We start from the raw sequence: 19,853 nt of genomic DNA on the forward strand, positions 1-19,853 counted from the left end.
GCCGTATCAAGCGTCAGTCTTTGCTGGCCACGGCGGGCGGTTGCCAGCCACCGCCCAGCGCCTTGTACAGCTGCACTTGGCTGTCGAGCTGTTGCAGATGGTCAGTCAGCAGTTGCTGACGTGCCGCGAGCAACTGACGCTGGGCATCGAGCAAGGTCAGGTAGTTGTCCACCCCTTCGTCATAGCGCTGTTTGGCCATGTCGAAGTACTCCTGGTCCGACTGCACCAGGTCACGCTGGGACTGCAACTGGCCCTGGTAGGTGCCCAGCGCCGCCAGGCCATCGCTGACCTCGCGGAACCCGGTCTGGATGGCCTTCTCGTAGTTGGCTACACCGATGTCCTTTTGGAGCTTGGCGTAATCCAGGTTGGCCCGCAGACGGCCGCCGTTGAAGATCGGCAAGTTGATCTGTGGGGCGAAGCTCCAGTTGCCCGACCCACCGTTGAACAGCCCGCTCAGTTGGCTGCTGGCGGTACCCGCACTGGCGGTCAGGCTGATACTGGGGAAGAACGCAGCACGTGCGGCGCCGATGTTGGCATTGACGGCCAGCAGTGCGTGTTCGGCCTGGCGGATATCAGGTCGCTGTTGCAACAGTTGCGACGGTAGGCCGCTCGGGATGTCGGCGAGGCTATCGTTGCCCAGCGGTGCAGCATTGGCCAGCCCTTGTGGCAGCGGGGCGCCTAACAGCAGTTGCAGCGCGTTGGCATCCTGCGCCACTTGGCGCGTGTACAGGTACATCTGGGCGCGGGCACTGTCGACCAGGGTGCTGGCCTGGCGCACGTCCAGTGCCGAGGATGTACCGGCCTGGTCGCTGGCGGTGATCAAGCGCAGGCTGTTGTTGTAGCTTTCCAGCGTGTCCTGGGTCACTTTCAACAGTTGCTGATCGGTGCGCCAGGTGAGGTAGGCGCTGGCAACATCGCTGATCAGGCCGATCTGCACGCTGCGCTGGGCCTCTTCGGTGGCCAGGTAGTTTTCCAGCGCTTGGCGCTCCAGGCTGCGGATGCGCCCGAATACATCCAGTTCATAGGAACTGATGCCTACGTCCAGCCCGTATTGGCTATCGATACCTGCCTTGCCGCTACTGCGCAGATCTGCTGGCAGGCGCTGGCGGCTGGTGGTCGAGTCAACGCCCACGGATGGGAACAAGTCTGCGCGCTGAATGCGGAACTGCGCACGGTAGGCTTGTACGTTCAATGCTGCCACGCGCAGGTCGCGGTTGTTATTCAACGATAGATTGATCAGCTGTCGCAGTACCGGATCCTGGTAGAACGCCTGCCAACCAGGAATGGCCTGGCCGGGTGCGGCAGCACCCGGGCTATAGGCCTGGCCTTGCGGCCAGGCATCGGGTATCGGCGCGACGGGGCGCTGGTAGTCGGGGATCAGGCTGCAGGCTTGCAGGCTGGTGGCAAGGGCTACGGCCACAGTGAGGTATTTGAGTTTCATGCCTCGACTCCTTCAGCAGCCGTTTCTTTGTTTTTCCTGGTGAACAGTTTCATGACGACCACATAGAACAGGGGCACGAAGAAAATCGCCAGGAAGGTCGCCGCCAGGGTGCCGCCGACCACGCCGGTACCGATGGAATGCTGGCTGCCGCTGCCTGGGCCGTGGGCACGGGCCAGGGGCAGTACGCCCATGACGAAGGCGATGGAGGTCATGATGATCGGCCGCAGGCGCAATTTCGCCGCTTCGGTAGCCGCCTGAACCAGCGTGCGACCTTGCTTCTCGTACAGTTCCTTGGCGAACTCGATGATCAGGATGGCGTTCTTTGCCGCCAGGCCCATTGTGGTCAACATGCCGACCTGGAAGAACACGTCGTTGGACAGGCCGCGCATCAGCGTGGCCGCCACCGCGCCCATTACACCCAGTGGCACCACCATCATCACCGACACCGGTACCGTCCAGCTTTCATACAAGGCTGCCAGGCACAGGAACACGATCACTAGCGATAGCACGTACAGGGCCGGGGCTTGGGAACCGGCGGCACGCTCTTCATAGGACAGGCCGGTGTACGCCAGGCCGATACCCGTTGGCATCTGCTGGGCAATACGCTCCACCGCCCGCATGGCGGCGCCGGTGCTGTAGCCTGGTGCGGGTTGACCGAGGATCTCCACCGACGCAATGCCGTTGTAGCGCTCAAGCTTGGGCGACCCGTAGATCCACTTGCCGGTGGCGAAGGCCGAGAACGGCACCATGCTGCCCTGGGCGTTGCGCACGTACCATTTGCCGAAGTCTTCTGGCGACAGGCGCGAGTCTTCATTACCTTGCACGTAGACCTTCTTCACCCGGTCGCGGTCGATGAAGTCGTTGACGTAGGCCGAGCCCCAGGCCACCGACATGGTGTTGTCGATATCAGCGATGGACACCTGCAGCGCTCGAGCCTTCTCCTTGTCGATCTCGACCTTGTACTGCGCTTCGTCATTCATGCCGTTGGGGCGGGTCATGGCCAGCACCGGATCCTTGGCGGCCAGGGCCAGGAACTTGTCTCGGGCGGCCATCAGGTTGGCGTGGCCGACACCGCCGTTGTCCTGCAGGAAGAAGTCGAAACCGGTGGCGTTACCCATTTCCAGAATGGCGGGCGGTACCACGGCAATGACGTTGGCTTCCTTGATTTTCGAGAAGCGCGCCTGGGCACGCTTGGCTACTTCGAACACCGATTGCGAGGCATCCTTTCGCTCGCTGAACGGGCGCATGTTGACGAACACCAGGCCCGAGCTCTGGCCGCGGCCGGCGAAGCTGAAGCCATTGATGGCAAACGCCGAGTCGACGCTGTCGTGCTCGTCTTTGGTCAGGTAGTCCTTGACCTGGGTCAGCACCGCTTCGTTACGCTCGGCGCTCGCGTTTTGCGGCATCTGCACTTGCACCAGGAACATGCCCTGGTCTTCGTCGGGCAAGAACGCGCTGGGCAACTTGGTGAACAGCAGCACGACGATGGCCAACAGGGCCAGGTAGACCAGCATGAAGCGGCCGCGCCCCTTGAGCATGCGTTTCACGCCACTTTCGTAGCGCGAGGTGTTGCGCTCGAACATGCGGTTGAACCAGCCGAAGAAGCCTTTTTTCTCGTGGGCGCCGGGGGCGTGTGGCTTGAGGATGGTGGCGCACAGGGCAGGGGTGAACACAAGCGCGATCAGCACCGAGAAGCCCATGGCCGCGATGATGGTGATCGAGAACTGGCGGTAGATGATGCCCGCAGAGCCGCCGAAGAAGGCCATGGGCAGGAACACCGCCGAAATCACCAGGCCGATACCCACCAGCGCACCGGAAATCTGGTCCATGGACTTGCGCGTCGCTTCCTTGGGCGACAGGTGCTCCTCGACCATCAGCCGCTCGACGTTCTCCACCACCACGATGGCGTCGTCCACCAGCAGGCCGATGGCGAGCACCATGGCGAACATGGTCATTACGTTGATGGTGAAGCCGCAGGCGAACAGCACGCCGAAGGTCGCCAGCAATACTACCGGTACCGCCAGAGCCGGGATCAGCGTGGCACGCAAGTTCTGCAGGAACAGGTACATCACCAGGAACACCAGCACGATCGCTTCAAACAGGGTGTGCACCACCGAGTGAATCGAGGCGGCCACGACCGGCGAGGTGTCGTAGGGGTAAATCACTTCCACGCCTTTTGGCAGGAAGGGTTTGATCTTGTCCACGGTCTCATGCACGCGGGCAACGGTGTCCAGCACGTTCTCGCCGGGCGCCAGGCGCAGGGCGATACCGGCCGAAGGGTGGCCGTTGTATTTGTTGAAGATGGAGTAGTTTTCACTGCCCAGGCTGACTTCAGCCACATCGCTCAGGCGCACCTGGGAGCCATCGGGGTTGACCTTGACCAGGATTTTGCGAAATTCCTCGGGGGAATGCATGCGCACGTCGCCGATCACCGTGGCGCTCAGTTGCACGCCACGCTTGGCTGGCAGGCCGCCGATCAGGCCAGACGATACCTGCACGTTTTCGGCTTCGATGGCCGCGGTGACATCAGCAGGCACCAGCTGGTAGCTGTTGAGCTTGGCGGGGTCCAGCCAGATGCGCATGGAGTTCTGCGTGCCCAGTTGCAGGAAGTCACCCACGCCTTTGGTCCGCGAGATCGGGTCCTGCATGTTCGACTGGATGATGTTGCCCAGGTCGAAACCATTCAGGCGGCCATCGGTGGAGATCAGGCCCACGATCAGCATGAAGTTGACCTGGTACTTCACCACGCGAATACCCTGGCGCTGCACTTCTTCGGGCAGTTGCGGGGTGGCCAGTTGCAGCTTGTTCTGCACCTGCACCTGGGCAATATCCGGATTGGTGCCCTGGTCGAAAGTGACGATGATCTGCATGCTGCCATCGGTGTTGCTGTTGGAGGTGATGTAGCGCAAGCCCTCCATGCCATTGAGCTGCTGCTCGATGACCTGCACCACGGTATCCTGCACCGTCTGCGCCGAAGCGCCCGGGTAGGTCACGCTGATCTGCACCGCAGGCGGCGCGATGTTGGGGAACTGGTTGATGGGCAGCGAGCGGATCGCCAGTGCACCCCCGAGCATGATCACCAGGGCAATCACCCAGGCAAAAATGGGTCGGTCTATAAAGAAGCGGGACATGCTGAAGTACCCTTAGTTGGCGGCGGTGGTGAACGCGGTCACCAGGTCGGCGTTGGTGGCCTGGCTAGGCTTGACCTTGCTGCCATCGCGCAGCGACTGGATGCCCTGGGTCACCACTTGCTCACCCGGCTCCACGCCCTTGCCCACCAGGAAGGCATTGCCGACGGTGCGCAGGGTCTGCAATTCACGCAGCTCCACGCTCAGGTCAGGCTTGACCACCCAGGCGGTGGCCTTGCCACGGCTGTCGAAAATGATTGCGTTCTGCGGCACTAGCTTGGCGGTCTCCGCCACGCCTTCCTTCAGTTGCGCATGCACGAACATGCCGGGCAGCAGCTTGCGGTCGGGGTTGGGGAACTCGGCGCGCAGGGTGACCGAGCCGGTGCCCTGGTCGACGCTGACTTCGGAGAACTTCAGGGTGCCGGGCAGCGGGTAGGCACTGCCGTCGTCCAGGGTCAGGTTGACCTGGGCCTGGTTCTTGCCGGCGCTTTGCAGGCTGCCCGAAGCCAGTGCGCGTTGCAGCGCCAGGATGCGGGTGATCGGCTGCGTCACGTCGACGTAGATCGGGTCTAGCTGGTTAACCGTGGCTAGTTCCTGGGACTGGCCGTTGGTGACCAGCGCGCCTTCGGTGACCGCCGAACGGCCGATGCGGCCGGTGATCGGCGACAGCACCCGGGTGTACTGCACATTGATGCGGGCCACTTCCACTGAGGCCTGGGCCTGCTTGTAGGCAGCCTGGGCATCGTCGTACTGCTGACGGCTGACGGCATTGGTCTTGAGCAGGCGCTCGTAGCGCTCGGCCAGGTTCTGCGCGCTGGTGAGGTTGGCCTCGGCGCGGTTGAACTCGGCTTTATAGGTGGCCGGGTCAATTTGATACAGCTGCTGGCCTTTCTTGACCTCACTGCCTTCGTCGAACAGCCGCTGCTGGATGATGCCGTTCACCTGCGGGCGTACTTCGGCAACGCGGTAGGCCGAGGTGCGGCCGGGCAGGTCATTGGTCAGGGTCAGGGGTTGCGATTTTACCGTGTAGACGCCCACGTCGATGATGGGGTTGGCCACGGCGACTGGGTCGCTCTTTTGGCACCCTGCGAGGATCACCGCGGCAAGTGGGAGGACATGTAGCGCACGTGAAGGCCGGAAGCGAGTCACTTGGTTTTCTCCGAGCAAGGACTTTTAAATCAGAGACTTGGAATCCATTCCGGAGCATCCGGTGAATTCAGGTCAGTAGACCGATGTCGCCCCCTGAGGAGGAATCGATATGGGATAACGAATTTTTAAGATCCTAACATCCCATGTATACTCGGTCGATGAGAAATATTCCTAAATGGTGTTTTTGGGGGTGTGGTCAGACGTCGCAGTTCAGGTGCGAACGGCATCTGGCGGCGTTTTCAATCACGGGATCGGTGCGAAGAAATGGCCAGAAAAACGGCGGAAGAAGCTGAAATGACCCGGCAACGCCTGCTGAGTGCAGGGTTGGCAATATTTGCGGAAAATGGCTGTGCCGGCACCACGGTCGAGATGATTGCCGCCAAGGCCGGTGTGACGCGCGGTGCGGTGTATTGGCATTTCAAGGGGCGTAACAGGCTTTTGCAGACCGTGCTGGAGCAGAGTGTGTTGCCGGTCGAGCAGTTCGTTGTCTCAGGTTCGGGGTTGACCGTGGCGATGGTGCAGCTTGAGGCCGCGCTGCAGGCAACGTTCACTGAGCCTGCCTCCAGGCAGTTGTGCGAAATCCTGCTCAATAACCGTGAACCGCTGGGGCACGCGTGTCTGATTTCTCTGCGCCTTCAGCGCGCGCAGCAGCGTTTCTGCGAGCAGATGGAAGTGATCTTGGGCGAGGCGGTAGTGGCCGGTGAACTGGCTGCGGATTTCGACGTGCCGGCGACGGGGCATTTTCTCAAGGTGTTTCTCATGGGCTTGTTGTTCGAGTGCAGCCGGCATCCGCTGTTGCTGGCCACCCATATCGCGTCGTCGCTGGGGGTCATGCGAGCGACGCTATGCCGTGCTGCGGCGACGTCCTCGTAGCCACGGCAATTGTCTTTGTGGGGGCATCGTGATCAATGTCGGTCCCTGCCACGATCCGTGCAGGAGCCGGCCTTGGCCGAGGTGCAGCTGCCGCCGATAGTGAGGCCGGTAAATTCGTGGTGGGCAACAGCTCGCTGGCAAGCCAGCTCCACTACAGGTAGGGGATCTGTCTTGCACCGTCACCCTGCGGGCGCTGGGGATATCCATGGAGCCCCCAGCAGCGATCATCATTTGTGCAGGTCGGGGGGCAGGGCGGCTAGCGCTCCAGGGGTAGCCTTGACGCTTTCGATGAAGGCCTGTGTGCACTGGCGGGCCTGTTCAAAGCTGGCCATCGCACAGTAACGCACGCCAAACCCCCGGGAGCGCTTTTCCATGTCCTGCGCATGGGCGTCACGCTCCTCGGCGCTGGGTACGATACCGACCATCGCCGCTACTCGGCCGGCCAGCAACAGCCGGTTCTTCTTGAACCAGATGCCGCGGGTCCGGAAGTCCTCGGGTGTTTCATTGAGTGCTTCGGGCTCGAACGCCACCACAAACAGCCGCCCGCTTTCCAGCAGTGCATCCATCTCGCGGTTCCATTGCTCGGCATAACCGGGCGGGCAACGTTCGGAGATCAGCGAGACAAAGGGGAACTCAGACACGTCATGCAGGTAAAAATCCATGATATCTCCCAGGCGCAAAGCGCCGGCAAGGTGCGATGAATTAATCCTAACATCCCATATTTATCGTTGTCGATGAGAAAGATTCCCAATTGGTGAGCGGCATGATCAGCGGCGGTAGAACCCCAGAAAGATGGCAACGGCTTGGGCGACCACCTCGGCCCGCTTTTTTTCGGTCAGCGTGCTGCTGTCGCCCATCACCCGGACCCACAGCACGGTTTCATCGATCATGCCCAGAAACTGTTGGGAGGCCAGGTCGGCATCGGTGATTGCCAGCGTGCCACGTCGCCCCAGCTCCGCGATGTAATTGCGCACCGCGCTGACGGCAGGGGTTTTGCCCACCTCGAAAAAGCGTTTGGTGAGTTGCGGAAAGCGCGGGCCTTCGCTGATCACCATGCGCAGGAAGTCCACGGCAAGAGGCGGGGACCAGAACGCGGCGACGCCAGTACCAATGGTGGTGAGGCCTAGCTCGGGGTCGGCCAGTGCCGCCTCATCGGTAGCAATGTCCATCACCGGAAACGCGCGCCACATGCGTTCGGCCACCGCGCCGAACAACGCTTCCTTGCCCTCGGGGAAGCGGTTGTAAAGGGTTTGCCGAGCGACGCCCGCAGCCTTGGCGATCACCTCCATGCTGCTGCCTTCAAAGCCATGCTGGATAAACATGCGCCCCGCAGCGGCGAGGATGACGTCCTGCTTGGACCGGTTGCTGGTCGGCGAAAGGATTTCATCGAACAGGGAAGGTGCGGCAGCATTCATGGGGTGGGTGATCTCGTATCGGTGCGGGTTGGGCGGCACGTTCATTCTAAGGCATTAGGACGGCAAGGTCGCCTTCGAGCGAGTATGTCGATACCAGCATCGTCCAACTTTTTGGGAATCAATCTCATTGCGCAGTTAAACATGGGATGTTAGGATCGTCCCACTTATTCAACGCTATGCGGTAATCGCCATGCAGCTCATCAGCGCCCCCGACAGTAGGAAGCGCACTTGGGTGTCCTCAACCATTGATGGCATTCGTAATCACATCAGCGATCGAACCTTCCAAGTGGGTGATCGCTTGCCGGCGGAAGCAGACCTGGTACGCCAGTACGGTGGCGGCAGGCATACCGTGCGTGATGCCCTGCGGTTCCTGGTCAACTGGCAGTTGCTGGAGATTCGTGCCGAGGGCGGTATCTATGTGCGCTGCGATCACGGCGATACCGAAGCTTTCCGCCGGCGCAACCGTGCCGGCATCCGTGACCACCTTGAGATGCAGGGTGTGATGGAAGTGGAGGCCGCGCGCTTCGCTGCCCAGCGCCGTTCCATGGCTGACATTCGCCGCCTGCGTGCCTGCCTGGCCGCACGCGGCGAATACAGCGCCAATGATGAGCTGGAGCATTTCCTGGAGCGTGATCGTGAACTGCACCGGGCCATTGCGCTGGCATCGCATAACACCGCGATACAAAGCATGTACCGCTCCTTCAGCGTTGCGGTGCGCAGCCACAGCCTGGCGATTTTTGCCGATGACCAGTTGCAGGAGCCGGACCTGGCGGCGCACGCGGGTATCGTCGACTCGATCATTTATGGCGACGACGTGGGCGCTGCCGCTGCGGCGCGCGAGCTGGTGCAGCCCATGATCGACCGTCTTTCTGTGTTGTTGGCCCAGCAAAGCCGGGCACCTGCGGCGGCTGGCCGCTCCACCTTGTGGGTATGAATATGAAAATCATTTTTTCCGTCAATCAATGCTCCCCCGTTGAACAGCGACTGTTGCGAGCGCTGCGCGCCATGAACTGGGAGGGTTTCTGGCCAGCCCAGGCAGGCTTTTTCCTGGAAGAGATGGGCTTCACCACGGCGCAGGCATTCTCGTTTGCCAGCCTGATGCAGTGCATTCTCGAGGCTGACCCGGCGTTCATGCTGCTGGGACCGGCGTCGGGCTTTGTGTCCCGTGACGAGCTGAATCTGCTCGCTGCGTTGGGTACCTCGTCGCGCAAGAGCAGCAATATCTTGCCCGATGTCGAAGATGGCTCGCCTGCAGTGCTCAAGAGTCTGCTCGATACCTGCGGCGTAGCGCTGCGCAAGGCGTCGCTGCCGATGAAGACCCGTGCCACGTTGATCAATGGCCGGACACTGCCGCCCATGGTGGCGCAGATTCTGCCCTTCCAGGGCGAGATTTCCATGCGCCGGGTCAAAGTGGTCTCGATCCATCAACCGACCCCGCGGGTGCGGCGCATCGTGCTGGGTGGCTATGCACTCAAGAGTTTCGTGACCGATTACCCCGCGCAATGGATCAAGGTGTTCCTGCCTGCGCCGATCGGGCATGAAATAGGCCGTGCTTTCACCATTCGTGATTTCGACACGGTGACCAAGCAGTTGACCTTCGACATCGCCCTGCATGAAGGCGGCCCAATGTCAGAGTGGGCGTTGACGGCCAAGATCGGCGATGAGCTGCAGATCGCCGGCCCGCGTGGTGGCTTCAAGGGTATCAACGACAAATCCTGGCTCGTCCTGGCAGGCGATGAAACCGGCCTCCCCGCCATTGCCGCCATCGTCCGTACGTTGCCGGCGCATCTGCTGGTGCATGTCTTCATCGAAGTCGCCGACGAAAGCGAGAAGCAGTTTCTCGCTACTCAGCCGCGTACCTGCGTGCGCTGGGTGTATCGCAACGGTTCGGCCGACCAGCCGGCGGAAACCCTCGCCCAGGCGCTGCGATATAGCCCCTTGCCAGTGCGTGGTGGTGATGCGTGGATCGCAGCGGAGGCCTCGGTCATCCGTTCCATTCGCACGCAGTTGCTGCGCGAGCGAGGTTTTGAGCTGGGCCGTGTGCAGGCGGCCGGCTATTGGAAACAGGGTGAGCAGGACCACTGCGACCTGGCTGCTGGTTAACCCTTCAACCTTACTTTTCGCGGAAAGACACATGGATAACCGGCGCAAATACATCAGCGCGCGCTCGTTCGGCCTGGGGTCGAGCAAGACCGATACGGACATTGCCTTGACCGCGCAGCCCTTCAAGTCGAAGCTCGCCGTTCGCTCCGCCTGGACCCTGTTTGCCATTGGTTTGTTGTACGTGTCGTTCGGGGTCTGCTTCGGCATGCTGGAATACGGTATTCCTCCCATTCTGATGACGCGCGGCGTCGACCTGGCGTCCATGGGCTGGGTAATCGCGTTGTACATTCCGTTCGGCCTGACTTTCCTGTGGGCGCCACTGGTGGATAGCAAGCGCTTGCCGTGGTTGAGCTATCGCGTCGGCTGGATCGCCGCAGCACAGGGCGTCAGCTCCGTGCTGCTGGCCGTCGTGGCATTTGCCCAGGGGCTGGGGGCTGTGAGCCTGTTCGGGCTGGGCCTGGCTATCTGCTTCGCCGTGGCGACGATGGATCTGGCCTTGGATGCCTTGGCGGTAGACATCATAGGCGCGCAATTTCGCGCGGTGGCGGCGGGGCTCAAGGTTGCGGCGCTGGCCCTTGGCGGGTTGATTGGTGGCGGGGTGCTGGTAGGGCAGTTCAGCCAGTTGGGTTGGACTGCCACGTTCCTGATAACGGCGACCCTGCCGGTGCTGACCTTGCTGCCGGTGCTGGTCCTCACCCGCGTCGACTGTGCGCGTCGAACCAGCCTGCAACGCCCCAGCCTGCGGGTAGCGCTGGGGCGTCCCGGTGCACTGCGACAGATTCTGCTGCTGTCGCTGATGACCACGGTCACCCTCTCCCTCGTGTATTTCCAACGGCCGCTGCTGGTGAAAATGGGCGTGCCATTGGCGCAGATTGGTTGGGGCATCGGCACCCTGGCACCGATTCTCAACACGGTGGCGGCGGTGGTCGCCGCCCCATTGATCGCCCTGATGTCAGCCTTCAGGACCCTGGTGATACTTGTCTTGCTCAGCGCGATCGCGGCGGGCGGCACGGTGTTCAGCCTGGGGCAGGGCTCGACTGACGGTCTGATGTCCTGGGCGTTGCTACAGGGGATTACCAGCAGCGCGCTGTCGGTGATCATCTACACCCTCATCCTCAAATGGTCTGCCCGTGAGCAGGCTGCCACTGATTACGCCGTGCTATGCGGTAGCAGTCGACTACTCACCACCCTGTGGCTGATGGCGATACCGCCTTTGCTGCCGCATATCAGCTGGGGCGTGTTCTACGCCCTGTGCATGGCCGCCCTGGTGCTGCTGACCTGGCTGATACGCCCCGAAGTGCACGGGCTCGATGAGCCTAAAGCGTAAAGCCTCATTTTATTTACCGTTGATCCGCCACGAGAACCGCTCATGAGAATCAAACAAGATGCACTGGCCTTTGATGATGTGCTGCTGGTACCAGGGTACTCGGATATCTTGCCCAAGGACGTGGTGCTGAAAACACGCTTGACCCGTAAGTTGGCATTGAATGTGCCGCTGCTGGCAGCGGCCATGGACACCGTGACCGAATCGCGGCTGGCCATTGCCTTGGCGCAGGAGGGCGGCATTGGCATCATCCACAAGAATATGTCGATTGCCGCCCAGGCGGCCGAGGTCGCGAAGGTCAAGCGTTACGAAGCGGGCGTTGTAGGTGACCCCTTGACCGTGCGCAGCGACCAGACCGTGCAGGAAGTGATCGAACTGGCGGCCCGTCACAGCATTTCCGGCTTCCCGGTGTTTGATGGGGCCAACGAGCTGGTGGGCATCATCACCAACCGCGACCTGCGCTTTGCGCCGCGAGTCGACCTGCCGGTGTCGAAGCTGATGACCCCCCGCGACAAGCTCATTTGCGTCAAGCACGGCACCAGCCTCGCCCACGCCAAGCAACTGATGCATCAATACCGCCTGGAGCGCGTACTTGTGGTGGGCCAGCCGGAAAATCGCGTGGGCCTGATCACCGCCAAGGACATCAACAAATCCATCGAGCACCCCCTTGCCTGCAAGGATGACCAGGGCCGCCTGATCGTCGGCGCGGCCGTTGGCGTGGGGGCGGAGACCGATGAGCGTGTGGAGGCGTTGATCAAGGCGGGGGCGGACGTGATTGTGGTGGACACCGCACACGGCCACTCCCGAGGCGTGATTGACCGTGTGCGGTGGATCAAGCAGCGCTATCTGGATGTGCAGGTGATCGCTGGCAATATCGCTACGCCCGAGGCGGCATTGGCGCTGATCAGTGCAGGGGCTGATGCAGTGAAGGTGGGCATCGGGCCAGGCTCCATCTGCACCACCCGGGTGGTGACAGGGGTAGGGGTGTTGCAGATCACGGCCGTGGCCAACATCGCCGAAGCGCTCCAGGGCACGGGCGTGCCGCTGATCGCCGATGGCGGCATACGCTTTTCCGGTGATATTGCCAAGGCGTTGGCTGCAGGGGCCGACTCGGTGATGCTGGGTGGGTTGTTCGCTGGCACTGAAGAGGCGCCAGGGGAAACTGAACTGTTCCAGGGGCGCAGCTACAAGAGCTATCGCGGTATGGGTTCGTTAGGTGCCATGCAGCAGGGATCCAAGGACCGCTATTTCCAGGACACCCAGAGCAGCGACAAACTGGTACCGGAAGGCATCGAGGGCCGGGTGCCTTACAAGGGGCCACTGGCGGCGATCGTTCATCAGCTGTTGGGCGGCTTGCGCTCTGCCATGGGCTACACAGGTTGCGGCACCATCGCGCAGTTGCATGAAAAGGCGGAGTTTGTACGCATCACCGGGGCGGGCCTGAGCGAGTCCCACGTCCATGACGTGCAGATCACCAAGGAGGCCCCGAACTACCGCGGTTGAACATACTGACAATATTGCGGGAGGTGGCTGCGCGGTTCCCACACCATTCGGACGCCGCAGGCGGCCTCAGGGTAAACGCGTTGGTCAGTTGCGGCCGAAGAGATTGCGTTGCACCTGCAACAGGTGCACCTCGATCAGCTCGCGAGCCAGCCGCTCGTCACGGTCGCGCAGGGCATCGACGATGGTGCGGTGCTGCGCTTCGTATTGGCTGCGACGCTCCGCGGTCAGCGAGTTTTTCTTCAGGCGGCCCCATTCGCCTTCCTCGCGGATCTGCGTGGTGAGCTCAAGAATTTTCAGGAAGAAACTGTTATGCGTGGCCTCTGCAAATGCCTGGTGCAACGCGCCATCCCACTGCTCGAACTCTTCAATGGTGGTGGCCGCTTCAGAGCGCACAATGCATTCGTCCATGCGGTCGAAATCCGCGGCCGTAGCGTAGCGCACGATCAGTGACGGCATCTGGGTTTCAATCAGCAGGCGGGCTTCCATCAACTCTGCCGGGCTGGTCTGCAGCTTGGAAGGGGCAGGCGTCTCGATAGCCGGGATAAGGCTTTGCACGTTATCGGCGACGAAGGTGCCACTGCCGACGCTTTGGGTGATCAGGCCCATTTCCTTGAGGTTCGACAGTACCCGACGTACCGACCCGCGTGAGGCCTGGAAGGATTCGCTCAGCTCGCGTTCGGCAGGCAGCTTGTGGCCCGCCGCCAGTCGGCCGCTCTCAATCTCTTCCACCAGGTATTTGGCCAGGCTGCGCGCGCCATCGGCACGTACGGACTTTTGAGCCACCATCTCACTCACGCTGAAAACCTTTTTTCGGTAGGGTCAAGGGGTTTGTAGGCTGAACGATATACCAATTGGTCTAATGTTGCAAAAAAGTGGTTGCATTGGTTCGTAAGTGGTCCTATATTCGGTTCCAGATGAACCAAAGATAGACCTAAAGAGGACCAATAATAATGAAATTCGCAACCATCGAAAACGCCGCGGGCGAACAGTCTGTTGTCCTGGTGAACAGTGAAACCGAGCGTTTCTGGCCGGTATCACAGCTGATCTCCGGATTCAAGGGCGACATGAACCAATTGGTTCTTGAATGGGCGACACTGAAATCCGACCTGGTCCCCCAAGGTGAGGGCTACACGCTGGAGGAAGTCACCCTGAAGGCGCCGATCCTGCCCAAGCGCAACCTGTTCTGCGTGGGCAAGAACTATCACGAACATGCGGCTGAATTCAGCAAGTCGGGCTTTGACCACAGCGCCAAAGACGGCGAAATCGCCCCCGAGTTTCCCGTGGTGTTCACCAAGACCCCGGACACGGTAATCGCCACCAACGACAAGATCCCACGCCATGCCGACGTGACGGACCAGCTCGACTACGAGGCTGAATTCGCGGTGATCATCGGCAAGGGTGGCCGCCGCATTTCCAAGGCTGACGCCTACGGCCATGTGTTCGGCTACACCATCGTCAACGACATGACCGCCCGCGACCTGCAGAAAAACCACCGCCAATGGTTCCTCGGCAAATCCCTGGACGGTTTCTGCCCCATGGGCCCGTGGATCGCCACCGCTGATGAAGTGAATGTCGAAGACGCCACCATCCAATGCTGGGTCAACGGCGAGCTGCGTCAGAACTCCAACATTGGCCAGCTGATTTTCGATATCCCGACCCTGATCGAAACCATCTCCGCCGGCATCGAACTCAAGGCAGGCGACGTGATCGTCACCGGCACGCCAGTGGGCGTGGGTATCGGCTTCACGCCGCCGCGCTTCCTGCAAAGTGGCGACGTGGTGCGTATTGAAGTCGCCGGCATTGGCGCGCTGGAAAACGAGGTGGCCGAGTGACTACGCAGATTCTCAACGGCATCGCCGTGGAGGTGTCGGGGCAGGGCGCGCCGCTGCTCTGCATCCATGGGCTGGGCGGCTCGTCCAACGTCTGGACGCCGGTATTGCCGGCTTTCGATGGCTTTCAGGTGATTCGCTTCGACCTGCCTGGCAGTGGCCGTTCGGCGCTAGGTAACACACCGCTGTCCATTGAACTATACGTTTCAACTGCAGAACAGGTGCTTGAAGCCCTGGGTGTCGACAAAGTGCACATGGTGGCGCATTCCATGGGCACCATCGTGGCCGCTCACTTCGCGGCCAAGCACCCTGAGCGTGTGACCAGCCTGGCGCTGTTCGGGCCATTGCTGGCGCCGCCGGACGCAGGCCGCGCAGGGATCGAAGCGCGCGCCAAGATGGCGAGCGAGGGCGGGCTGCTGGCACTGCAGGAGATTGCTGACGCCATTGTCGGGGGCGCGATTGCCCAACAGACCCGCGACGAACAGCCTGCGGTGGTGGCGCTGGTTCGTGAATCGATCATGCGTCAGACCAGCGAGGGCTACGGGCAGAGCTGCGCGGCCCTGGCCAAGGCACAGTCGGCGCAAGTGGAGCGAATCAAGACGCCCGTGCTGCTGGTGACGGGTGATCAGGACGGCGTGGCGCCGTCGGCCAGTGTCAGCGCTTTCGCAGCTCGCCTTGCTGATGCCCGGGTCAATGTGTTCACCACCTGCGGCCACTGGACGACTTACGAGAAGCCGCATGCGTGCGTGCGTGAATTGAAAGCGTTTTACAGCAGTTTGAAATGACCTGTGTGGCTGGCAGGTTTCTGCCGATCCCTGTCAGCCACTTTCTTATCACTGGAGTGTTTTTCAACCAAACCAAGCACCAAGCCTGTGCCCAGCACCAAGCCTGTGCGACTCGGACAGTCTGCGGAGAATACAGATGCCTAATAATAAGATTGCATTCACCAACGTTACTATTTTCGATGGCGGCGGCGACAAGCCCTTCAAGGGCAGCGTGCTGGTCGAGAATAATCGTATCACCCGAATCCTGCGTGGCACCGCCAAACTGCATGACCTGGATGCGCAAACTGTCGATGGCAAGGGCGCGTTCATGATGCCCGGCATGACTGAAGCGCATACGCATTTCTCCTGGAACGATCAGCCGACCCTGTCGGCCATTCAAATGATGCCGCCTGAAGAGCACATCCTCTGGTGTGTGGGCGTTGCCAAGCGCTACCTGGACATGGGCTGGACCTCTTGCATCGGCGCCGCCGCTGCCAAAGCCCGCCTTGACGTCGTCTTGCGCAATGCAATCAACGCCGGCCAGTTCCCGGGGCCGCGCTACCTGGCGGGCAGCCAGGAAGTCAGCACCCTTGGTGCATTGGGCGACAATACCTTGCCCCACCTGCCATTCCCCGAACTCAACTTTGGCGCCCTGTGCTGTGGCCCGGAAGAAATCCGTAAAACCACCCGCACCTTCATCAAATACGGCGTGGACCACCTGAAGATCAATCTGTCCGGCGAGTACATCGCCGGTATCTCGGCCGAAGCCTCGCCGTTTTCGGAAGAGGAGATCGCCATGCTGGTGTCCGAGGCCAAGCGCTTCGGCAAGCGCGTGGCGGCCCATGCCCGTTCGGCCGAGTCAGTGAAGCAGTGTGTGCGCTACGGTATCGAGATGATCTACCACGCAAGCTTCGCCGACGAAGAGGCGCTGGACATGCTGGAGGCCAACAAGGAGAAGCACTTTGTGGCGCCCGGCCTGGCCTGGCTGATTCGCACCACCTACAACGCCTCCGAGTATGGCATCACGCCGCAGATTGCCGAGAAGATGGGCTACAAGCGCGAGCTGGAAGCGGCCTGCGAAACCCTGCAGAAAATGCACAAGCGTGGCATCCGCGTGCTGCCGGGCGGTGACTATGGTTTCGCCTGGATGCCCCATGGCACCAACGCCATGGACCTGGAGTATTTCACCACCTACCTGGGCATGACCAACATGGAAGCCCTGATCGCAGCCACTCGTTATGGCGGCCAGATCATGATGCAGGGCGACAGCCTGGGGCAGATCAAGGAAGGCTACCTGGCCGACGTGATGCTGGTGACCGGCAATCCGCTGGCCGACATCCGCGTGCTGCAGGACCCGGACAAGATTGCCCTGGTGATGAAGGACGGCGTGATTCACAAGAGCTCCCTGCCTGTGCAGCCGCCGCGTGCGGTCATTCATCGCATGCCTGGCCACCACAAGGTCGCCCGGGCTGTGCATCACTAGCGCTTTAGTCTGAACAAAGGGCGCTGAGTGGCGCCCTGTTCCCCCCCCAACTCACTGTGACCTGCATCGCGAGCATCCGCGAGATGGCCTTGATAGCCGCAGGCCAGCCCTGAGACGTTACTTCCAGAACGTCGCGCCGATCCGGTTCATCCACTTGGCGTTGCCGCGCTTGGCGCCCAGCAGTTGGTCGAGCTTCTCGAGCAGGGGGGCCAGCATATTGCGAGCCGCAGAGGCCGCGGCCTCTTCATCACCCGCCACGATGGCGTCGACGATGGCGATGTGGTCGGCCAGGCTCGGCTCGGGCAGTTCGACGTCGGCGAAGATGCTTTTGGTGTGGGTGTGGATGGACGCGTTGAAGTAGGCGTACAGCGCCTGCAGCGCGCTGTTGTTGGAGGCCGTGGCGATGGCGACATGGAAGCTGCGATCGCGCTCCAGAAAATTATCCAGATCGCCGTCCTGGGAGTACTCGCCACGCCCGTCCAGGGCCTTTTTCAGGCGCGCGATGTCCTGGGGCGTACGGCGCCGGGCCGCAAAGCGGGCGGCTTCGGACTCCAGAAGGCATTGCAGTTCGATATGGTCACGCAGGCCGGAACGGTTGAGTTTGTTGACCGTCTCCGCCGGGTCCAGTTCACGACGCACGTAGGTGCCGTCACCCTGACGCACCTCCAGCATGCCAGAGTGCGACAGCACGCGAATGGCTTCACGAATGGTATTGCGGCCCACCTGGAACTGCTCGACGAGCTCCGCTTCCTTGGGGATACACTCCCCGACTTTCCACACGCGCTTATCGATCAGGCCGCGAATGGCGTCGATGGTTGACTCAACCAGCGAACGACGCTGGACAGGGGTGCTTGGATTTTCCATTGTGCCTCTTGGTCCCGATGTGCGATAGATCCGCAGATCCTATGTCTGCCATTATACGCAAGACCCTCACTGTGATCTGCGCCCTGTCAGCGTCACGGCCACCGAGTCGGTAAAGCGCAGTGCCAGCAGGCGCTCTACCCTGATCTTCGCGTAGCGAACGGCGTCGAATTCCATGACCTTGTTCAACAACTCCTGCGCCAGGCGTTCAAGCAGGGCGAAGCGTTGGTTTTCCACGTGGGGCATCAACGCTTCCACCACCTGCTGGTAGTCCACGGCCGCATCGACATCGTTGTTGGCCATGACTTCGTTGGCGTCATACATCAGCACCAAGGTGATGCGCAGGTCTTGCTTGTAGCGCATTTCATCCTCCAGCACGCCGATGTAACTGCGCATGCTGAGGTTGTTGACTTCTAACCTGGCCAACCCGGAAGCAAAAGGTTTCATGCCCTCAGCTCCGCCGGATCAGTTGCAGAAACTCTTGCCGGATGGTGCTGGAGGAGCGGAACGAGCCCAGCATCACCGACGTCATCATCTGCGAATTCTGTTTCTCCACCCCCCGCATCATCATGCACATGTGCTGGGCCTCGATCACCACGCCGACACCGGCGGCGCCGGTTACCTCACGGATCGCCTCGGCGACTTGCTGGGTCAGGTTCTCCTGAATCTGCAGACGGCGGGCATACATGTCGACGATGCGCGCCACTTTGGACAGCCCCAGCACCTTGCCGGTGGGGATATAGGCCACGTGGGCCTTGCCAATGAACGGCAGCAGGTGGTGTTCGCACAGCGAATACAATTCGATATCGCGCACGATGATCATTTCGTCACTGGTGGCGCTGAACAGTACGCCGTTGACCAGCGTGTCCAGGTTTTGCTCATAACCGCGGCACAAATAGCGCATCGCCTTGGCTGCGCGCTTGGGGGTGTCGAGCAGCCCTTCACGGTCGGGATCTTCGTTCAAGGATTCCAACACACCTCGAAAATGCTGCTGCAGGGATTCAGTCACGACAGTCTACCTGGAAATAACGGGATTTATAGATCCTAACATCCCATCTATAGGTCGGCAATGAGACTGCTTCTCCACTGACTAATGGCTCAGACGCTCCTGCAGAAACGCCGCCAGTGCCCGCACGCGCTCGGGGATGTAACGCGTGGGCGGAAAGACCAGGAAAAACTCGAAGGCCTCACCCGAGTGCCAGTCTTCGAACAACGGCACCAGTTCGCCACGGCGAATCTCTTCTACACCGTAGTAGCTGGGCACTTGAATCGCACCCAGCCCGCGGCAGGCAGCGGCGACCAACGCCAGGCCGTTGTCACTGCCCAGCCGGCCACGGGGCTGTAGTACATGGGCGGCATCGCGCCGCTTGAAGTGCCAGGGGCGGCCCACCAAGGGCAGGCACAGGCTTGGGTCCAGGTCGAGCGGCGAGACCAGTGCACTCGCCTGTGCTTTCAGTTCAGGGGCAATCAACGTGCGTCCGGGAAAGGTGATCAAATGCCGGGCGATAAGGGTTGAATCGGCGAGGGGCCCCAGGCGGATGCTGAGATCCACTCCCTCACCGACCAGGTCCACGTTGCGTGCAATGACGTTGACGAACAACTGGATATTCGGATGCCGATCGGTGAAGTCAGCCAGCAGAGGCAGCACCGTGGTTTCGGCAAAATGCCCGGCAAGGCTGATCTTGATGTTGCCCTTGATCTCGGCGCGGCCCAGACGGGCCTCGTCATGGGCTTCCTCCATACCGTCGAGCAAGGTACGGCACTGCTTGTAGAACTGTTGGCCGGCCTCGTTGAGCACGCAACCGCGGGCGGTACGCTGCAGCAACAGTTGTTCGAGGCGGCGTTCCAGCGTGCCCACTTTGCGACTGACATGGGCCACTGATGTAGCCAGTAATTTGGCCGCCGCACTGAAGCTGCCGCTTTCGGCGGTTGCAACGAATTCAGGGATGCCGTCAAGCAATGTGAGCTTTGCCATGGTGT

General features: G+C 61.2%; 18 protein-coding genes. 8 read left to right on the forward strand and 10 right to left on the reverse strand.

Annotation, left to right across the window (positions count from 1 at the left end; translation table 11 throughout):
- Window positions 1-13: 13 nt before the first annotated feature.
- The 3 genes from QBK88_RS19935 to QBK88_RS19945 are packed head-to-tail and all read right to left on the reverse strand — an operon-like array spanning window position 14 to window position 5,718.
- The gene (locus QBK88_RS19935) at window positions 14-1,441 is read right to left on the reverse strand and encodes an efflux transporter outer membrane subunit (RefSeq protein ID WP_277963381.1); all 1,428 of its coding nucleotides are present in this window, start codon (window positions 1,439-1,441) and stop codon (window positions 14-16) included.
- On the reverse strand, window positions 1,438-4,572 hold the full coding sequence (locus tag QBK88_RS19940) for an efflux RND transporter permease subunit (RefSeq protein WP_277963382.1): 3,135 nt from the start codon (window positions 4,570-4,572) through the stop codon (window positions 1,438-1,440). The genes QBK88_RS19935 and QBK88_RS19940 overlap by 4 nt, the downstream gene beginning before the upstream one ends.
- Before the next feature lie 12 nt (window positions 4,573-4,584).
- Window positions 4,585-5,718 (reverse strand): efflux RND transporter periplasmic adaptor subunit, encoded by a 1,134-nt coding sequence (locus tag QBK88_RS19945; protein ID WP_277963383.1) that lies wholly within the window; start codon window positions 5,716-5,718, stop codon window positions 4,585-4,587.
- A gap of 264 nt (window positions 5,719-5,982) precedes the next feature.
- Between QBK88_RS19945 and QBK88_RS19950 the strand changes: the two genes are divergently transcribed.
- Window positions 5,983-6,591 (forward strand): TetR family transcriptional regulator, encoded by a 609-nt coding sequence (locus QBK88_RS19950; RefSeq protein WP_277963384.1) that lies wholly within the window; start codon window positions 5,983-5,985, stop codon window positions 6,589-6,591.
- A 227-nt stretch (window positions 6,592-6,818) separates the two neighbouring features.
- On the opposite strand, the gene QBK88_RS19955 is transcribed toward QBK88_RS19950, so the two are convergent.
- Together QBK88_RS19955 and QBK88_RS19960 are read right to left on the reverse strand one after the other, a co-directional pair.
- Window positions 6,819-7,253 carry a hypothetical protein gene (locus QBK88_RS19955; RefSeq protein ID WP_277963385.1) on the reverse strand — a complete coding sequence of 145 codons (435 nt, stop codon included), beginning with the start codon at window positions 7,251-7,253 and terminating at the stop codon, window positions 6,819-6,821.
- Window positions 7,254-7,358: 105 nt separating this feature from the next.
- On the reverse strand, window positions 7,359-8,051 hold the full coding sequence (locus QBK88_RS19960) for a TetR/AcrR family transcriptional regulator (protein WP_277963386.1): 693 nt from the start codon (window positions 8,049-8,051) through the stop codon (window positions 7,359-7,361).
- Between the two features lie 187 nt (window positions 8,052-8,238).
- Between QBK88_RS19960 and QBK88_RS19965 the strand changes: the two genes are divergently transcribed.
- The 4 genes from QBK88_RS19965 to guaB are packed head-to-tail and all read left to right on the forward strand — an operon-like array spanning window position 8,239 to window position 12,936.
- A complete protein-coding gene (locus tag QBK88_RS19965) occupies window positions 8,239-8,940 on the forward strand; it encodes an FCD domain-containing protein (RefSeq protein ID WP_277963387.1) in 702 nt (233 codons plus the stop codon).
- Window positions 8,941-8,942: 2 nt separating this feature from the next.
- Window positions 8,943-10,109 (forward strand): siderophore-interacting protein, encoded by a 1,167-nt coding sequence (locus QBK88_RS19970; protein ID WP_277963388.1) that lies wholly within the window; start codon window positions 8,943-8,945, stop codon window positions 10,107-10,109.
- A gap of 31 nt (window positions 10,110-10,140) precedes the next feature.
- On the forward strand, window positions 10,141-11,436 hold the full coding sequence (locus QBK88_RS19975; protein ID WP_277963389.1) for a hypothetical protein: 1,296 nt from the start codon (window positions 10,141-10,143) through the stop codon (window positions 11,434-11,436).
- Window positions 11,437-11,478: 42 nt separating this feature from the next.
- Window positions 11,479-12,936: an IMP dehydrogenase gene (guaB, locus tag QBK88_RS19980; protein ID WP_277963390.1), complete on the forward strand. Its 1,458-nt coding sequence runs from the start codon at window positions 11,479-11,481 to the stop codon at window positions 12,934-12,936.
- Window positions 12,937-13,020: 84 nt separating this feature from the next.
- On the opposite strand, the gene QBK88_RS19985 is transcribed toward guaB, so the two are convergent.
- A complete protein-coding gene (locus tag QBK88_RS19985) occupies window positions 13,021-13,722 on the reverse strand; it encodes an FCD domain-containing protein (protein WP_277963408.1) in 702 nt (233 codons plus the stop codon).
- A gap of 164 nt (window positions 13,723-13,886) precedes the next feature.
- Here QBK88_RS19985 and QBK88_RS19990 point away from each other — a divergent pair, with 164 nt between their 5' ends.
- From QBK88_RS19990 to QBK88_RS20000, 3 genes are all read left to right on the forward strand, one after another.
- The gene (locus QBK88_RS19990; RefSeq protein ID WP_277963391.1) at window positions 13,887-14,768 is read left to right on the forward strand and encodes a fumarylacetoacetate hydrolase family protein; all 882 of its coding nucleotides are present in this window, start codon (window positions 13,887-13,889) and stop codon (window positions 14,766-14,768) included.
- Entirely contained in the window at window positions 14,765-15,550 is a 786-nt protein-coding gene (locus QBK88_RS19995) for an alpha/beta fold hydrolase (RefSeq protein WP_277963392.1), read from the forward strand. Before QBK88_RS19990 ends, QBK88_RS19995 begins: the two co-directional genes overlap by 4 nt.
- Before the next feature lie 136 nt (window positions 15,551-15,686).
- Complete coding sequence (locus QBK88_RS20000; protein WP_277963393.1) at window positions 15,687-17,012, forward strand: amidohydrolase family protein; 1,326 nt, start codon at window positions 15,687-15,689, stop codon at window positions 17,010-17,012.
- Window positions 17,013-17,129: 117 nt separating this feature from the next.
- On the opposite strand, the gene QBK88_RS20005 is transcribed toward QBK88_RS20000, so the two are convergent.
- The 4 genes from QBK88_RS20005 to QBK88_RS20020 all read right to left on the reverse strand — a co-directional run bounded on the left by QBK88_RS20005 (window position 17,130) and on the right by QBK88_RS20020 (window position 19,848).
- Window positions 17,130-17,876 (reverse strand): FadR/GntR family transcriptional regulator, encoded by a 747-nt coding sequence (locus QBK88_RS20005; RefSeq protein WP_277963394.1) that lies wholly within the window; start codon window positions 17,874-17,876, stop codon window positions 17,130-17,132.
- Window positions 17,877-17,942: 66 nt separating this feature from the next.
- Window positions 17,943-18,320 (reverse strand): FolB domain-containing protein, encoded by a 378-nt coding sequence (locus QBK88_RS20010; protein ID WP_277963395.1) that lies wholly within the window; start codon window positions 18,318-18,320, stop codon window positions 17,943-17,945.
- Between the two features lie 4 nt (window positions 18,321-18,324).
- Window positions 18,325-18,882, reverse strand: a complete 558-nt coding sequence (gene folE, locus QBK88_RS20015; RefSeq protein ID WP_277963396.1) for a GTP cyclohydrolase I FolE — start codon at window positions 18,880-18,882, stop codon at window positions 18,325-18,327.
- 81 nt (window positions 18,883-18,963) lie between these two features.
- Window positions 18,964-19,848, reverse strand: coding sequence for a LysR family transcriptional regulator (locus QBK88_RS20020; protein ID WP_277963397.1), 885 nt, complete (start codon window positions 19,846-19,848; stop codon window positions 18,964-18,966).
- Window positions 19,849-19,853: the final 5 nt, after the last annotated feature.

This window comes from Pseudomonas sp. RIT-To-2 (assembly GCF_029623465.1).
Classification (GTDB): Bacteria; Pseudomonadota; Gammaproteobacteria; order Pseudomonadales; family Pseudomonadaceae; genus Aquipseudomonas; species Aquipseudomonas silvicola.

Excerpts from the sequence above, each read along its gene's own strand:
- QBK88_RS20005 (WP_277963394.1), bottom strand. The coding sequence starts at position 17,876 with ATGGAAAATCCAAGCACCCCTGTCCAGCGTCGTTCGCTGGTTGAGTCA.
- QBK88_RS19935 (WP_277963381.1), bottom strand. The coding sequence starts at position 1,441 with ATGAAACTCAAATACCTCACTGTGGCCGTAGCCCTTGCCACCAGCCTG.
- guaB (WP_277963390.1), top strand. The coding sequence starts at position 11,479 with ATGAGAATCAAACAAGATGCACTGGCCTTTGATGATGTGCTGCTGGTA.
- QBK88_RS19975 (WP_277963389.1), top strand. The coding sequence starts at position 10,141 with ATGGATAACCGGCGCAAATACATCAGCGCGCGCTCGTTCGGCCTGGGG.
- QBK88_RS19940 (WP_277963382.1), bottom strand. The coding sequence starts at position 4,572 with ATGTCCCGCTTCTTTATAGACCGACCCATTTTTGCCTGGGTGATTGCC.
- QBK88_RS20000 (WP_277963393.1), top strand. The coding sequence starts at position 15,687 with ATGCCTAATAATAAGATTGCATTCACCAACGTTACTATTTTCGATGGC.
- QBK88_RS19985 (WP_277963408.1), bottom strand. The coding sequence starts at position 13,722 with ATGGTGGCTCAAAAGTCCGTACGTGCCGATGGCGCGCGCAGCCTGGCC.
- QBK88_RS19990 (WP_277963391.1), top strand. The coding sequence starts at position 13,887 with ATGAAATTCGCAACCATCGAAAACGCCGCGGGCGAACAGTCTGTTGTC.
- QBK88_RS20020 (WP_277963397.1), bottom strand. The coding sequence starts at position 19,848 with ATGGCAAAGCTCACATTGCTTGACGGCATCCCTGAATTCGTTGCAACC.
- QBK88_RS19970 (WP_277963388.1), top strand. The coding sequence starts at position 8,943 with ATGAAAATCATTTTTTCCGTCAATCAATGCTCCCCCGTTGAACAGCGA.
- QBK88_RS19950 (WP_277963384.1), top strand. The coding sequence starts at position 5,983 with ATGGCCAGAAAAACGGCGGAAGAAGCTGAAATGACCCGGCAACGCCTG.
- QBK88_RS19955 (WP_277963385.1), bottom strand. The coding sequence starts at position 7,253 with ATGGATTTTTACCTGCATGACGTGTCTGAGTTCCCCTTTGTCTCGCTG.
- QBK88_RS20010 (WP_277963395.1), bottom strand. The coding sequence starts at position 18,320 with ATGAAACCTTTTGCTTCCGGGTTGGCCAGGTTAGAAGTCAACAACCTC.
- QBK88_RS19960 (WP_277963386.1), bottom strand. The coding sequence starts at position 8,051 with ATGAACGTGCCGCCCAACCCGCACCGATACGAGATCACCCACCCCATG.